Annotated in this window: 12 protein-coding genes and 1 pseudogene; 7 read left to right on the forward strand and 6 right to left on the reverse strand. The window is 58.1% G+C overall.

The genetic code is table 11. The annotated features are described in order from the left end of the window. Positions 1 to 6: 6 nt before the first annotated feature. The 6 genes and pseudogenes from ACU0FH_RS15155 to ACU0FH_RS15180 form a co-directional block, all read right to left on the reverse strand. Positions 7 to 222, reverse strand: a pseudogene (locus ACU0FH_RS15155) ((2Fe-2S)-binding protein); the annotation flags it as partial. A gap of 3 nt (positions 223 to 225) precedes the next feature. Beyond that, positions 226 to 519 carry a hypothetical protein gene (locus tag ACU0FH_RS15160; RefSeq protein ID WP_446195481.1) on the reverse strand — a complete coding sequence of 98 codons (294 nt, stop codon included), beginning with the start codon at positions 517 to 519 and terminating at the stop codon, positions 226 to 228. Continuing rightward, positions 516 to 1778, reverse strand: a complete 1263-nt coding sequence (locus ACU0FH_RS15165; RefSeq protein ID WP_446195482.1) for an imelysin family protein — start codon at positions 1776 to 1778, stop codon at positions 516 to 518. Before ACU0FH_RS15165 ends, ACU0FH_RS15160 begins: the two co-directional genes overlap by 4 nt. Positions 1779 to 2062: 284 nt before the next feature. After that, positions 2063 to 2860, reverse strand: coding sequence for an acyl-homoserine-lactone synthase (locus ACU0FH_RS15170; protein WP_238368993.1), 798 nt, complete (start codon positions 2858 to 2860; stop codon positions 2063 to 2065). Positions 2861 to 3100: 240 nt separating this feature from the next. Then, positions 3101 to 4480 (reverse strand): sensor histidine kinase, encoded by a 1380-nt coding sequence (locus ACU0FH_RS15175; protein ID WP_238368992.1) that lies wholly within the window; start codon positions 4478 to 4480, stop codon positions 3101 to 3103. A gap of 218 nt (positions 4481 to 4698) precedes the next feature. Beyond that, positions 4699 to 5817, reverse strand: coding sequence for a response regulator (locus tag ACU0FH_RS15180; RefSeq protein WP_238368991.1), 1119 nt, complete (start codon positions 5815 to 5817; stop codon positions 4699 to 4701). Positions 5818 to 6235: 418 nt separating this feature from the next. Between ACU0FH_RS15180 and ACU0FH_RS15185 the strand changes: the two genes are divergently transcribed. The 7 genes from ACU0FH_RS15185 to ACU0FH_RS15215 all read left to right on the forward strand — a co-directional run bounded on the left by ACU0FH_RS15185 (position 6236) and on the right by ACU0FH_RS15215 (position 15009). Next, complete coding sequence (locus ACU0FH_RS15185; protein WP_446195483.1) at positions 6236 to 7612, forward strand: serine/threonine protein kinase; 1377 nt, start codon at positions 6236 to 6238, stop codon at positions 7610 to 7612. A gap of 12 nt (positions 7613 to 7624) precedes the next feature. After that, on the forward strand, positions 7625 to 9376 hold the full coding sequence (locus ACU0FH_RS15190; RefSeq protein WP_446195484.1) for an FHA domain-containing protein: 1752 nt from the start codon (positions 7625 to 7627) through the stop codon (positions 9374 to 9376). Next, complete coding sequence (locus ACU0FH_RS15195; RefSeq protein ID WP_446195485.1) at positions 9360 to 10307, forward strand: PP2C family protein-serine/threonine phosphatase; 948 nt, start codon at positions 9360 to 9362, stop codon at positions 10305 to 10307. The genes ACU0FH_RS15190 and ACU0FH_RS15195 overlap by 17 nt, the downstream gene beginning before the upstream one ends. A gap of 2 nt (positions 10308 to 10309) precedes the next feature. After that, positions 10310 to 11524, forward strand: a complete 1215-nt coding sequence (locus tag ACU0FH_RS15200; protein WP_446195486.1) for a hypothetical protein — start codon at positions 10310 to 10312, stop codon at positions 11522 to 11524. Positions 11525 to 11660: 136 nt separating this feature from the next. Further along, positions 11661 to 13727: a dynamin family protein gene (locus tag ACU0FH_RS15205; protein ID WP_446195487.1), complete on the forward strand. Its 2067-nt coding sequence runs from the start codon at positions 11661 to 11663 to the stop codon at positions 13725 to 13727. Positions 13728 to 13748: 21 nt separating this feature from the next. After that, positions 13749 to 14609, forward strand: coding sequence for a dynamin family protein (locus tag ACU0FH_RS15210; RefSeq protein ID WP_446195489.1), 861 nt, complete (start codon positions 13749 to 13751; stop codon positions 14607 to 14609). A 28-nt stretch (positions 14610 to 14637) separates the two neighbouring features. Beyond that, positions 14638 to 15009, forward strand: coding sequence for a hypothetical protein (locus ACU0FH_RS15215; RefSeq protein WP_238368984.1), 372 nt, complete (start codon positions 14638 to 14640; stop codon positions 15007 to 15009). Positions 15010 to 15017: the final 8 nt, after the last annotated feature.

Genomic DNA, 15017 nt, shown 5'->3' on the forward strand with positions numbered 1-15017 from the left:
CATGTCGCGCAGCGTTCTGAGTTCTATGGGAACTTCCATATTCTCATTTTTGCGCATAGTTGCAAGGAAGAGTGACATGCAGCCGCCGCAGTCAGCCGATTTTCCCAGTGCCCGATAGACTTTACCCGGAGTGATAAGCGCGCGGGTGTCGGATGCCCGCATCCAGTCTATCGCGTTATCAATATCCTTGTCGGTGATATTCATGCAGTGACAGACGATCACGGTTCAAACTCCTGATTGGAACGCGACGGATGGGCCGGCGGCATTTGATTTGAGATCAGTTTGGTCAAGAGCGGCAGGCTTGCCACCATAAATGATCCCAATCTCGAACTTGTGTCCGATACCGGTAGATTCAATCCTTTTGGTAATCGGGTTGTCGGTGTCGCAGCCGGTATAGGGCGCGAAAGATGACCGGTTTCCTATAGCATCGTTCGTACCCCGGCGGGCGCACCAGATCGCATCACGCATCAGAAGGCCACGCTGCTCAACAATGAGGTTCGGGGCGGCGGTTCGGCTCATTGGAAAACGGCATTCGGATTGTCGAGGCTGTCTGAACCTTCAAAGGCAATGCCGTCCAGACCAAGGGCAGTCACGATCCGCTCGATGGACCGGGTCTGATCGATCAGCGCGTTGACGCCGCCCATCACCAACTTCTCGCCCTCTTCGTTGCCCCGCTCCAGCATCATGTCATAGGCAAAGCCGCCCTCGGCTGCTGTCTTGATCGCCCCAAGCGCCTCCATGGTCTCGTCCAGCCGCGTCTGCATCTCGCTATCGAGATCCGGCGCCTCGGCTTCCACGAGGTCGCTCAGCGACGGACCTTCGATGACCGTGCCATCGACGCGCGTGTAGCTGCCGAGATAGACGTTCTGAACGCCTTTGCCGTCATAGTAGTGGCTGTTGTGGGTATTGTCTGAAAAACAGTCGTGCTCTTCTTCGGGGTCGTTCAGCATCAGGCCAAGGCGCATGCGTTCACCTGCCTGCTCGCCGTAAGAGAGGCTGCCCATCCCGGTCAGCATCGTGACAAGTCCCGCATCCGCGTCGGCGGTCACCTCGGTGCGGGCTTCGCCGTCATCGGCCCATTGCGCGACCATGAATTCAAGATCGCTTACCAAGAGATCGGTTGCCGCCTTCAGGTAGTCGCCGCGCCGGTCGCAGTTGCCATTCGTGCAGTCATCGCCGCTGGCATAATCGGTCCACGGGCGGTCGCCCGCGCCCGGTTCCGTTCCATTGAGATCCTGCCCCCAAAGAAGAAACTCGATGGCGTGGTATCCCCGTGCGACATTCGTTTCGATGCCGTCCGCCTCGTTCAGGGTGTCCGCGATAAGCTCGGGCGTGATGGTGCTTGCATCGACTGTCTTGCCCGCGACGTTGATTTCCGGGTTCGCGATGACGTTCAACGCGGCCAGTTCATTCGCATCCGTCGGCCCGCCATAAGAAGCGTCGACATAGTCGATAAGACCCTCGTCCAGCGGCCATGCGTTCACCTTGCCTTCCCAGTCATCGACAATGGCATTGCCAAAGCGAAATACTTCGGTCTGCTGATAGGGCACCCGGGCCGCCAGCCACGCCTCTCGCGCCGCAGCCAGCGTGTCTTCCGAAGGCGATTTGATCAACGCATCGACAGCATCCTGAAGCGTCTTTGCCGTAGCAAGGCTGTCCGCATATCCCGCCTCGGCAATATCGGCGTAGGTTGCGACGACTTCTGACTTTTCAAGCGCAAATCCCGCGCCTCCGAGGCTACAGAAAACGGCTGTTGTCGCGAGAAGTGTACGAAGCATTACTAGTCCTTTTGGGCGCGAGTGCCGGGTCCGTTCCCCGACAACATGGGCTGTCTGCCTGCGACCGACCGTCTGTCTGGCGGGTCACAAGTTCTTTACGCCATACCTGACAAAAAAACTTAGATCGGTCAATCCTGACTTTTTTGCTTTGATATTGGCGCAGTTTCAATGGCCTTAGTCTGGCCGACAGGAAAAAGGCCGCATAAAGCGGCCTGATGGCGCCGAGTGCGCCCGTCTTTAATTGGTATCCCTGCTCGGAGAGCCTTCAGAGGGGCCAATTATGCTCAATTTTCCTGGGGGTTACCTACCGAACAGGCCCATTTCAGCTGGTCTTCGATGTTGAAAAGAGCAGCTTGGCTTGTCGTCCGTCCGATGGTGAATTTCGGACCGATCGGCACGGCATAAAGGCCAAGTCGGCGCAGCCATCGCGACCATACGGCGGGCACAATGCCAATAACGTGATTGGCCTTCATCTCATGTGCGGTCAGGACCATCTGGCGCATCAGCAGGGTCTGGACTTCGCTGCGCCGCGCGGCAGGGACATGTTCCGAGATAAACAGGCGCGACGCTTCCATGATCGTGTCGGAAACGGGTGCTTCGAAAAACAGTACATCGGTCGGAAAATCGCGCAGATATCCCAGCTGTCCATCCCGAAGCATGTAAGAATAGGTGCCGCAGACAGCGGTCGTCGGCAATAGCCGGATGCCGCCATAGACATCGCCATTTTCATGCAGAATGATCCAGCGGCACATCGGGGTGTCATACTGATCGAATTCCATTGAATCGACATGCGGCAATTTCCATTCCAGCCGGTCGATAAATACGGATTTCCTTTCCATCATGTATTTCGGAAGCAGGCTTCCGTAATTGCCCATGTTCAGAAAGGACAGTGTATCCGAACGCAATTCATTTTGACCGCCCAGAGGACGAACATCAGAACTCGCATCAGACGTCTTTGCCGCCCGGCTCAGAAAGTCGGGCCGGCCATCTTCAAGTATCTTGAGGGCATCCCTAAACGGAGCAAGCTCGGGGAAGACCTTTGCCTGCGGTTCGGGTGCGACGCCATTGCGAGTATGTTTCATTCATGCCTCAGTATTTTTTATCCTTGATAGATGCTCAGGTTGCAGGGCGTCTACATATTTTCGCCACAATCTCAGACTGGTGTGCCAATTGGCAACATTACCACACGTCACGCGGCACGTTATTGTGCATTGTTTCTGATCAATTGACAGTGTTGTGCAACGAATTGGTAACAAATCTGTATTTGCCACCGAATCAAGCAGAGCGTGAGTCGTTGAGTGCCTACTCGCGCTTGAATGCGATCAGGCCGCTTCCGCCTGGGACCAGGAGGCGAACTCGATATAGAAGGTCGTGCCGCTGCCCATCTTGCTGGTGTAGTCGATGATCCCGTCGTGATGCTCGACGATTTGTTTCGAGATGCTCAACCCAAGACCGGTGCCACCGACTTCTCGCTGATCGGTCGAATCCACCTGCGTGAACTTGCCAAAGACTTTCTCGTAGGAATCCTCGGGGATACCGCGGCCGGTATCGGTGACCGTGATGCGGACTAGATCGTCGTGGCGTTGGAAACCGACCACCACGGTGCCACCCTTGTTCGAAAACTTCACCGCGTTAGAGATCATGTTGGACATGACCTGGGCCAGCCGCTTTGCGTCGCCGCGAATATAGGCTTCGTCTCGTTCATCCATCTCGTATTCCAGACCGATTTTGAGCGAATCCGCGTATCCACGGTTCATTTCAACCGAGTCGCGCACCAGCTCGCGCACGTCCAGCGGTGTAAAGGAATAGCGGATTTCGCCAGCTTCGATCTTTTGCAGATCGAGAATGTCGTTGATGAGATCTGCCAGCCTGGCACTATTCTTGCCCGCAATGTTCATGATCGGCTTCATCTTGTCGGGCAGAGGGCCAAGCGCCCCCGAATTCAGTAGGTCGAGCGAGCCCTTGATCGACGTGAGCGGCGTACGAAGTTCGTGGCTTACCACCGCGACGAATTGCGATTTCACGCGATAGGCGGCCTTTGTTCTTTCATGTTCGGCCTGAAGATCTTCTAGCTGGCGCATGTTCTTGCGGTAGAATTTCAGGAAGACAAAGGAACAATCGATGACGAAGTAAAGAACAAAGACGACCGTGAAGAAATGGAGCCATAGCTCGGATGACAGGGGTGGGCGCACGACAAATATATCCATCAGCGCGATCGCAAAGAAGGTTGCGGCATAGATGGATAGTCGCACCGCCAGCACGCTGAAGATCTGATGGTTGTTCATCGCCGCGAACAGCGCGGCCGCGAACAGGAAGAACAGGGGCGTGAAATGCCCGCCGATACTTTGTTGTTGCGCAACGATAAAAATGAATATGCAGATGCCAAGCGCGCTTAGGATCGTGTTGAAGATGATCCAGCGCTTGTACATCCGGCATTTTTTCTCGGACAGCCAAGGTTCCCGGGTCACCCGTCGGCACAGGATGAGGTCGTTCAGCTCTGTGAACAGGACAGCGCCGTAGCAGGCCAGCGATTTCAGCGGATCGAAATAGAACATGGTGAGGATGGCCGCCGCGCCAAAAATGGCCTGGCGCTGCCAGATCAACCCCATCGTTGCCCAAAAATAGTCGCGTATCTGGCGCTCTTCCCGCGACATCGCGGGAACCGCGTCAGCTACTTCGGTATTCTGGTCAACAAGAGTCATTGTCTGCTCGATCCATGACGAGGTTTTGTATTTAATACTTAATAATTGCGTTTACTGTTCGAATGAAAGGTGTCTTTTCTAAGGCTTTAGAGAAGGCAGGGCGTTACGTCCGCGCGAAAGCATTGTTTTCGCTGGATAAATTCCTGGTAGCTTATGCGTTGAACTAGGTCGTCAGAAGCGTTCGCTGTCAGACGGGCGCTGCCGCTTGTCGCGGCAGGCTAGTCGTTACGAAGGGACGGTTCTTCCCGGAAAAGTTCCTGAAGAACATTCTGGTACTGCCGCTTGCGAACGGTCTCGGGTTCGCTGGCGGCATTGGGACCGGAATACAGACGGCGCGGCGTGTTCTGCTCTTCGCGCATGATCTGGTCGCGCATGTTCACGCTCTCGATGGCCCGGTTGATCGACATAAGCGATCCGGATTTAGACAGCGAGCGCAGGGATACGCTGTCACCGGTGATCACGCTGGCTTCGTTCGCGCCTTGGCGTTGCGCCTGAAGCGTGTGCAGCATCTTGTTCAGATCGTCTTCAAGATCCTGACCGTTGCCGCTGAACCGGCTGTGACGCACCATCAGGAAGACACCGTCGCCGCGATAGCTGATGATATCGCCGGTCTTCTTGGTCTGGTTTGCCATCGCAAGCGCGACATCGCGCAGAACAGTCTCGAACGCATCAACGGAAAGCCGTTCGTGCATCTCCTCGACATTGGCAATCTTCACGGCCGCTGCGTGGGTATTGAACATCCGGCCCTGCGACAACTGCATGATATAGTTGTCGAATTCCGTATAGCGCAGGATGCGGTCGATGCCCTCGATGGAAACCGGTTCGCTCAGCGGGAATTTAGGTTTGCTGGCCGCCTTGCTGCGCGAATGCGCGGTTTCAGCGATGCGGCGTTCCTGCACAAGTCGCTGAGCCGCCGACATGCGGCTGCGCAGCTCAAGGAAATCGAACGGCTTGGTCACGTAATCCGTCGCACCGGCAACAAAGGCCAGATCCACGTATTCCCGGTCGGACATCGCGGTCAGCATCAGGATTGGTGACTGACGATAGGCGGGAAGCTTGCGGATTTCCTTGCAGAGCATGATGCCGTTCATGTTCGGCATCTGGATGTCCAGCAGGAAACAATCAAAGGGCTTTTCCTGACGCTCGATCAGCTTGAGAGCATTGGCCCCGGAATCGGATATGGAAATGTTGAAGTGGAACGCGGATAGGGCAGTCTTCAGCAGCTGAAGAATGTTATGGTCGTCATCTACTGCGAGTACACGCAATTCTTCCTGAAGACGGGCGCGGCGAGACAGCTTTTCTTGAAATGTGCTGTCTACATTACTTTCTGCGTTCACCGGTATTCTCCACTCGTGGATTACTCAACTGGTTAATTGCTATACGCCAAATTTGCCCAAATCGTGGCGACAATCCGGCCAACCCCTGTTTTTTAGTATAAATCTACGAATTGCGCTCGAAACCGGTTGTGATCATTGGCTTTCCAATGTTTCCGAACTTTGCACAAAAGGCAATGATCTAAGCCTCTTGTTGTGTCGGAGCGTCAATTTTAGAACGCTTCTTTTAATAAATGTGATGCTGGCCGCTTCAATTGAATGAACATTTTTCCGCTCGCGGGCGCTCAGGTCATTCGATTGGCCCGATTGAACCACGTTGTGGACACAATTTCCGCGCAACGTGTAGGGGTCGCGCGCAGTCCAATGTCTGATCGTGTCGCGGCTGAACCAACTATTGGATTCGGTGAGAGAGCTGACGGTCGTGTTTGATACCTCGTCCACACAGGATAATGATCAGGTCGATGAGCTGCCGGCAGGGACCACTCTGCTGCGTGGTCAGTACGTTATCGAACAGTACATGGTGCAGGGCGGGTTCGGCATCACCTACCTCGCGCGCGACAGTCTCGACCGCCAATATGTGATCAAGGAATGCTTTCCCGGTGCGCTATGCTGCCGTGTAGATGGCAAGCTCCAGCCGCAATCCCCCGGTCTCGCGGACAAGTACCAATCCATTTTGCGGCACTTCCTGCGCGAGGCGCGCCGTGTCGCCAAGCTGGATCATCCCAATATCGTCCACGTCCACCAGGTGTTCGAGGAAAACAACACCGCCTACATGGCGATGGAGGTTGTCCCGGGCGAAGACCTGCTGGCGATCATGGATACCAACCCCGACCGGCTGACCGGCGATGTCCTGTCGCAGATGCTATGCGATGCGCTGACGGCGATCAGCTATATACATGAACTCGGCATTCTCCACCGCGATATCTCGCCCGATAACTTCCTGCTGGACCCTGACAATCATCTGACCCTGATCGATTTCGGCGCGGCCCGCGAACGCGCCGGCAAGGAACACCGCGCACTTTCCAACCTACTTGCGGTCAAGGATGGCTACTCTCCCCATGAATTCTACCTGACCGATGTGCCGCAGGGCGCGTCGAGCGATCTCTATTCTCTGGGGGCGACCTTTTATCACCTGATCACCGGAGAGGCGCCGCCCAACAGTCAGGACCGCGTCGCCGCCCTGGCCGCGCATCAGGCCGATCCGTACGTGCCGCTTGCCTCGGGCCGGTGGGATCTCGACTTTAATATATTGCGGACCATTGACCGAGCGCTTGAGGTTCTTTCGCGCGATCGTATCGCGTCGGCCGCTGAATGGCTGGGCATGCTCGATATCGCGCCGCCGCCGGTGGTTGAGGAAGAAATAGAAGAGTCCGGCAGCGAAGTCGAACTGACCCGCGTGATTTCGCGGCTGGTCGAAGACACCAACCGGCAGGTGCAACAGGGCATGCCCGGCGATGCGGCGCTTCAGGCTGAACGGAAAAAGAAGCGGAAACGCGCGCGCCTGCTCGATCAGGAACTGGAAGACGGTCCCAAGGAACTGGTCGATATTTTTGGCGCGCCAATCGAGAACCTTGATTTCTGGCTGCGGGAAAACGGTGAACAGCCGAATACCGCGCCAAAGCAGATGCAACCCAAATCCATCAAACCTCGTGTGCAAGAAGAAAAGGCGACAGACGCGGTGCAGGACGATGCCCAGCCTGAGGGGACAAAGGCGGCGGGCGGTTCCGGGCTGGTGAAATTGTTTACGTCCTGCCTGCCAATCCGTCGCTCTTCGAATTGGTCGCCGATCCAAAACTAAAGGATACGAAGCATGAAATTCATTCGAGACATTATTTCTGAAAAACGTGCGCAGGCCGCGGCCGGCGGGCAGAACAGTACGGGAAAGGCGAAATCTACGCTTGTCCTCTCTGATGAATTCATCGCGCCGCTATCCGACGTGATGCGCGACCGGGAGCAGGACCTGGTTCCACGCGACAAGGTTACCCGCCGCGACATAGACTCCTTCGAATTCGATGCGGCCCGGTTGAGCGGTATGCTCCGGGATACCCCTGCTGCAAAGGCTCCCACGGTCGAGGAAGATGTGATCCGGGAAGAAGAGTATCCCGCCGAAGCCATCGAAGAGATTGAAGACGTCGCTGCGCCGGAAGTCGCCGCGTCGAAAGTAGAGGAAACCGACGAAGAGCCGGAAGAGGGCCTGTTCAGCGATCTTGATCATGCGGATGACGCCGGTCAGGAAGACGCAGACTACGATTTCGACGTGTTCGACGAAGAGGTGGACGACCTCGAAGAGGCCGAGGACGAGTTCACCCGTACCCTCGACCGGATCGTCGCCGCAACCGATGACGAGCCCGAGGAAGAGATGAGCCTCGTGGAAGAGGGCGGCATTTCGGAAGAAGAAGCCTTTGCAGAAGAGGAAGCCTTTGCAGAAGAGGAAGCCTTTGCAGAAGAGGAAGCCTACGCCGAAGCCGAGGAAGCCCCCGTCGAAAAGCCCGCCGGGATCGAAGCCGAGATGGCTGACGAGACGCTTGAATTCGAAGCGGATGAATTCGAACCCGAACTCGATGAAGAAGACGACAGTGCCCTAAATGCGGGCATCATGTCTGTCCTCTCTGCCCAGCGTGAGGAAGCCGAGGCTGCTGCCGAGGAAGAGACATCGGAATACGCGTTCGACACAGAGGATGAACCCGAAGAGATGGAAGCCTTCGCGGAGGAGGAAGAACCCTCCGAGCCTCTGCTTGTTGCGGAAGAGGTTGAGCCCGAGCCCGTCCTCGAGAAGGTTGCGCCGCAAAGCACCGATGAAGAGCGCCGGGTTGCGCTGTTGCGCCGCTTTGCCGCGATGGAAGCCAAGGTGCAGGAACCCGAATACGACGACGAAGAAGAGCAGGCCAGCGCCCCGATGGACAAAGGCTGGACCGGCGCCATACCGCGGCCCGTACGTGCGCCCGCGCCGCGTGAAGCCGCCGAAGCCCCGCAAACGCCCCGCCTGCGCCGCGCAGTGCCTGAACAGCCGAAAGTCGCGGAACCTGTGGCAGAAGCCTCACCGGTCGATGTTCCGGCCCCTGCGGCTGGACGCGCATCGCGTCGCGCAGGTCGTGTCAAAACCCGGCTCCTCGGGTTCAGCAACAACGAAACCCAGGCGGCTGATCCCTTTGCCGAAAGCCCGGCGCCTCGTTCAACCCAGGCGGAATTCCCGGTCGGCTGGCTGATTATCGTGAACGGCCCCGGACGCGGCACCTGCTTTACGCTGCAAAACGGCGTCGCACAGATCGGTCGCGGCGAAGATCAGGCCGTACGTCTGGATTTCGGCGACAACTCGATCTCGCGGGCCAATCACGCGGCCGTCGCCTATGACGCGGAAAGCCGGAAATTCTACCTTGGGCATGGCGGCAAGGCGAACCTCGTGCGTCTCAATAACCGCCCCGTGCTCAGCACCGAAGAGCTCGACACCGGCAACCTGATCCGGATCGGCGAGACAACGCTGCGTTTCGTGGCCCTCTGTGGCAAGGATTTCGACTGGACCGCATCTCAAGAGGATAAACCGCGACATGTATCCTTTGGCTGAGCTGAGCTACGAGGCGGCCTCGGCGCAAAGCCGGGGACGTCGGGAATATCAGGAAGATTCAATCGCCTGTGATTTCCCGGTTGGTGTCGGAATGGGCTTTGCCGTCCTTGCCGATGGAATGGGCGGCCATGCGGCCGGTGATATCGCGAGCAAGATCGCCGTCACCGAAGTTTTCAGCGAGCTGAAATTCAATGGCGGGGACCCGGAGTGTCTGACCGGTATCGGAGACATCCTGCGCAACGCCGTGCTTGGGGCAAACGAATGCCTCCGCTTTCATGCCGAGCAGAACCCTGAAACCGAAGGCATGGGCACCACGCTGGTCGCCCCTGTTCTTATGGGGGACAGCCTGCACTGGATTTCCGTCGGAGATTCACCGCTTTACCTATTCCGCGACGGTCAGCTCTCCCGACTGAACGAAGACCATTCAATGGGCCCGCAGATCAATTACATGGTCGATAACGGGCTTCTGGATTCACGGCAGGGCGCGCTGCACCCGGATCGCAACTGCCTGACCTCGGTGCTGATCGGTGGCCCAATCGCGCAGATCGACTGCCCGGCGGAGCCCGTCCGCCTTTATCCCGACGATATCATCGTTGTCGCCAGCGACGGCCTGCAATTCCTTGCGGATCAGGAGATCTCTAATCTGATTGCGGCCCATGCCGACCGGAGCAGCGCCGAAATCGGGACCGTGCTCTTGCGTGAAATCGAGGCGCTCGACGACCCCGATCAGGACAATATCTCGGTCTGCGTCATCCGTGTCAGCGAAAAGCGCGAAGCACTCGAAGAGCCGACCGTCTCTGTCGGCGCCATGCAGGGCACTGAACAGCGCGTCATCCGCAACCGAAACGGGTTCGCTTTCATGGCCAGTTCATCCAAGGCAGACTCGCGGAACGTGATGACCTATCGGCTGTCGATGGAGAAATCCGCGTGACGATGAGCCATCCTTTAGAGCCCGTCGTTCAACGTCTGCAATCCGCGCTCGAAGGTGATGTCTTTCCGAGTGAATGGCACCAGTGGGGCACCCGGCTTCTTGATCATCTGCGCAAGCCGGTTCAGGTGGCCGTGGTCGGCATGCACGGCAGCGGCAAGTCCGCCCTGATCAACATGTTGCTTGGCCAACAGGCGATCCCGAGGGTACAGGATATTCCGGTGATCGAAATCGCGCATGGTCTCAAGCCGCGCTCCCTGTTCGAGCTTGACGATGGCACCTGCATTCGGCGCAGCGGCGAATTCCAGGCACGTGACGTACCGGAAAACACGGTGCGCGCCCGGCTGGAACTTGATGACGATTCCCTGTTGCGTCAGAATTTCGTCGAAGTCGGGCTGAGCGATAACGCGGGCCATCAGGCCTCGATGGTCAACTGGATCACCCAATGGGCCGATATCGTCCTGTGGTGTACCGAGAGCTTTGACGAAACCGAACAACGGCTTTGGGCCGGGGTGCCGGATGATATCAAGGATCACAGCTTTCTCGTTCTGACGATGGCCGACCGGCAGATGATGCGCGGGGTGCTGCAACAGCGTATCGAAGAGCTGGAGCCCATTGTTTCAGAGGAGTTCCTCTGCCTTTACCCGATTGCCACGGAACAGGCGATCACCGCGCGCACTGCTGGTCCGAACCTCAACCATGCGCTGTGGAAATCGAGCGGCGGCGAACAACTGATGTCCGGCGTGTCCCAGCAGATCGAAAACGGCCGTACTGCGGACATGGATCAGGCGCAGATGCTGCTGAACAAGTTCGTGCGTGAAGCAGACCGGATCGTAAACCTGCCCGCGAGCAACGCCGATGTGCGCCCTGCCGCGGTCAAGCCCGGCAGCAAGGACCCGACCCTGGAGAGCGCGCTCAAGCTGCTGCAGGACTGCGCCAATGACATGCTGGCCGAATATGCCAACCAGAAAGAGCCGCAGGCCGAGAAAATCCTCAACAAATGCGTGGAGTCGGCCAACCGCCTTGCCGAGATGCTCCAGGCGACCGACCCGCGCGACCTGATGGCGCAGGATCTGCAACTTGATACCGAAGACAGCGCCGAAATGATGCTGCTCTTCCAGCTGGAACGGGATGAAGATGCGGCTGTGGATGCGGTCACGCTCTTGTTGCAACTCAAAAAGGAAATCGCGCACGCGGCGGGCGCGCCGAAACAGTCCTAAGGCCCTGCCTCGGATAGGCCTCATTTCAAACATAGTTTCGTAACGAAAAGGGCTGAGACTGAGAGCTGGGGAGGTTCGCGCAAAAGGGGGAAACCCTGAAAGATCAACGCCATACTGTATGAAGCAAGGCAATGTAATGAATAGTCCCACCAGTTTCGACTCGGCCAGAAAGCTCCGCGGGACGCAACGATCGGACTTTCTCGGTGCCGGTCTCGAAGAACTTTCGGATTTTTCCGACCGGATTGCCCAGCTTGGGCAGGCGCTAGATGACCTGTCTGAACTGGCTGGGGAAAACGGCAATCGTTCCGTTGATCGGATGCGCCGTCAACTGGCCGAGTTCGAACCTTCGATCACGCTTCTGGGACAGGTCAAATCGGGCAAAACCTCGCTGGTCAATGCCATGGCGGGCTGGTCCGATCTTTTGCCGTCGGACGTGAACCCGTGGACATCGGTGGTCACTTCGCTTCACCTGACACCGGGCAGCGCGCGCTCGGAAATCGGCGCACGATTCAAGTTCATGACCGAGGATGAATGGGACCGGCTGCTGACCAAGGGCGGTCGCATCGGTGAACTCGCCGGGCGGGCAGGGGCCGAGAGCGAGCTGGAACAGATCCGCGAACAGATCGAGGCCATGCGGGAGAAATCGCGCAAGCGTCTGGGCCGCAAGTTCGAACTGCTTCTGGGGCAGGAACACGAATACGGCTTTTTCGACAAGAACCTCGTCGAACGCTACATTTGCTTGGGCGATGATTTCGATATTGAATTCGGCGATGGTGACACGGACGAAGACCAGGGCCGGTTTGCCGATATCACCCGCTCGGCCGACCTGTATCTGAACTGCGAAACAGTTCCGTTCCGCATGTGCCTGCGTGACACGCCCGGCGTCAACGACACCTTTATGATGCGTGAGCAGGTGACCATTCAGGCGATCCGTGAAAGCCGCCTATGCGTCGTTGTGCTGTCGGCGCATCAGGCGCTGACCTCGGTTGACATGGGGCTTATCCGACTGATTTCGAACCTGAAATCCCGCGACGTGCTGATCTTTGTCAACCGCATCGACGAATTGCAGAACCCCGGTGAGCAAATCCCCGAGATCGAGGCGAGCATCCGCCAGACCCTGATTGACCAGAACGGCCCAACCGAGGCCGAGATTGTATTCGGCAGCGCCTACTGGGCCAACAAAGTGCTATCGGGCGGGTTGCAGAACATGTCCCAGCTCAGCTCTGACGCCTTGCTGAACTATGCGGATGTTGCACTCGACGGCAGCGAATCCCACGGGTCCCCGGCCGAGATGATCTGGGAGCTATCCGGTGTGCCCGCGCTGTTTCGCCTGATTTCGGAACGGATCGTGTCGGAAAGCGGCGAGGCGTTGCTTGCCAAGGTGGCCAATTCCGCCGTGACGGTTGCCAGCAGCCTGAAAGTCGCCGAAACCATCACGATCGAGGGGCAGTCGGGCGAGGAAACTCTTGCGCCTGCCGAGGCGCGACAGCGTTTTGAGGCCATCGCGCAGCGCCACCGCGAGAACCTGCGCCGCGAATTCTCGGCACTGATCGAGAATTACCAAAGCCGGGCAGACCGCGCCCATGCCACCTTTATCCAGCGCGCGACCCATTCGCTGATCAGCCATCTGGAAAGCTACGGCGAAAACGAGCTTTGGGAATACAGCCCGACGGGGCTCCGGATGCTGCTTCGCTCGGCCTTTACCGTCTTTGGAACGCGCGCGCAGACGCTGACCAACACCTGCTTTGAGTCCGTGGTCGAGGATATGGCCGAGCTGTATTTCGCGGCCTTCGGATCGGCGGTCGGCGGTATCCAGATGAGCGTGCCAATGGCCCCGGAGACACCCGCACCGGTCGCCTTGGGGCAGACCATCGCGCTCGACTTTCGGGATGGCTGGTGGAAGTCCTGGTGGCGCCGGACGCGCGGTTACAAGGCTTTTGCCTCGAAATTTCAGCTGCTTATCGCCGCCGAGACAGAGGATTTCATGGTCCAGTTGAAATCGGTCCAGACCGCCGAGGTGCGCGATGCCGCGCTTGCCGCGCTTGACGAATTCCTCGCCGAGCAGAGCGATATTCTTGACGGGCTATGCGCCGGACAGACCCGTCCGGGCGATCTGCAAAAGCTGTTTGTCGATGGCGAACAGGCACAGCGTCAGAGCCAGCTTCAGCATGCGCTCGACACCCTGACCCAATACGCCGCCTGACACGACAGAGGACTGCCAAGAATGGACGACATGCCCGAACGCAAGCCCCGATTGGCCCTTATGGGGGAATTCAGCGCCGGCAAGAGTACGCTGTCGAACCTGCTGCTCGGGGCCAGCCCGCTGCCGACAAAGGTGACGGCCACGCGGCTGCCGCCTGTGTGGATAACCTACGGGCCAGAGGCCGCAGTAATGCAGCGGCATGACGGGACCGAAATCCCTTTCGATGTTGCCGATCTCGACCTCGTCGATCTTGAGGAAACCCGGCTGATCCGCCTGTCGATGGAATCCGAAACGCTCCACCTCTGCGACCTCATCGACATGCCGGGGATCTCCGACCCCAACATGTCCTCCGAGGTCTGGCAGCCGGTGATGGGCGAAGCCGATCACGTGGTATGGTGCACCCATGCGACGCAGGCGTGGCGTCAGTCCGAAGCGGCAACATGGAAAGAGATCCGCCACCAGATCCGGGGCGACAGCCTGCTGCTGGTGACCCAGATCGACAAGCTGACCAACGAGCGCGACCGCGCCCGGGTCTTGGCAAGGCTGCGCAAGGAGACCGGCGACCTCTTTGCGGCGATCTATCCGGTTTCACTGATTTCGGCGCTTCAGGCGGACGAGGATGTCGAAGCATGGAACGCCAGCGGTGCCGGGGCGTTTACAGAGCATCTGGTTGAAATGCTGCTGAATACTGCGGAAGTCGAAGCCGAGGAAAAGGATGAAATCGCACCCGAGGCCGTCGAATCCGTGGCCGCACCTGACGAAGCGGAAGGCCCGCGTGTCGTGCCCAAACGTGTCCGGGTCCGGTCGGATGGCAGCCGGTCCGAGCGACTGCCGCGTCGCGAAGGCACGTTCTTGCCGCCGATGGAGGCATCGCAGAGATGAAAGTACCGATGCGCGAGGAAGGTATCGCATGAAAGTATCCGATCGTCTGGACGCATTGCGCGCCGCGACAGAGAGTTGCTCTCTCGCGGCGTTCGGCGATTTGGAGACCCGGCTTGTGCTGCGGGTCAGCGCCGATAACCAGTGGCCGCAGGAAAAGCTCGACGCGCTGTGCAAATTGGCGGCGCGCTGTTTCGATCAGGCCGATCACATCGCAATTTCGTCGGATGCGGATATGGCGCTGGATTTCTCGACCGAAGCCATTGTACTCCACCCGGACGGGATCAAGCTTTTCGTACGCTCAGATCAGGTGCCGTCGGACATGATCTGCTGCGTCTGTCACTCGGCGGCGGACCTGCCGATCCTGACAAATGGCGCGCGTAGCGCGATGCGGAATATTTAAGGCTTTCA

The organism is Heliomarina sp., from assembly GCF_052826185.1.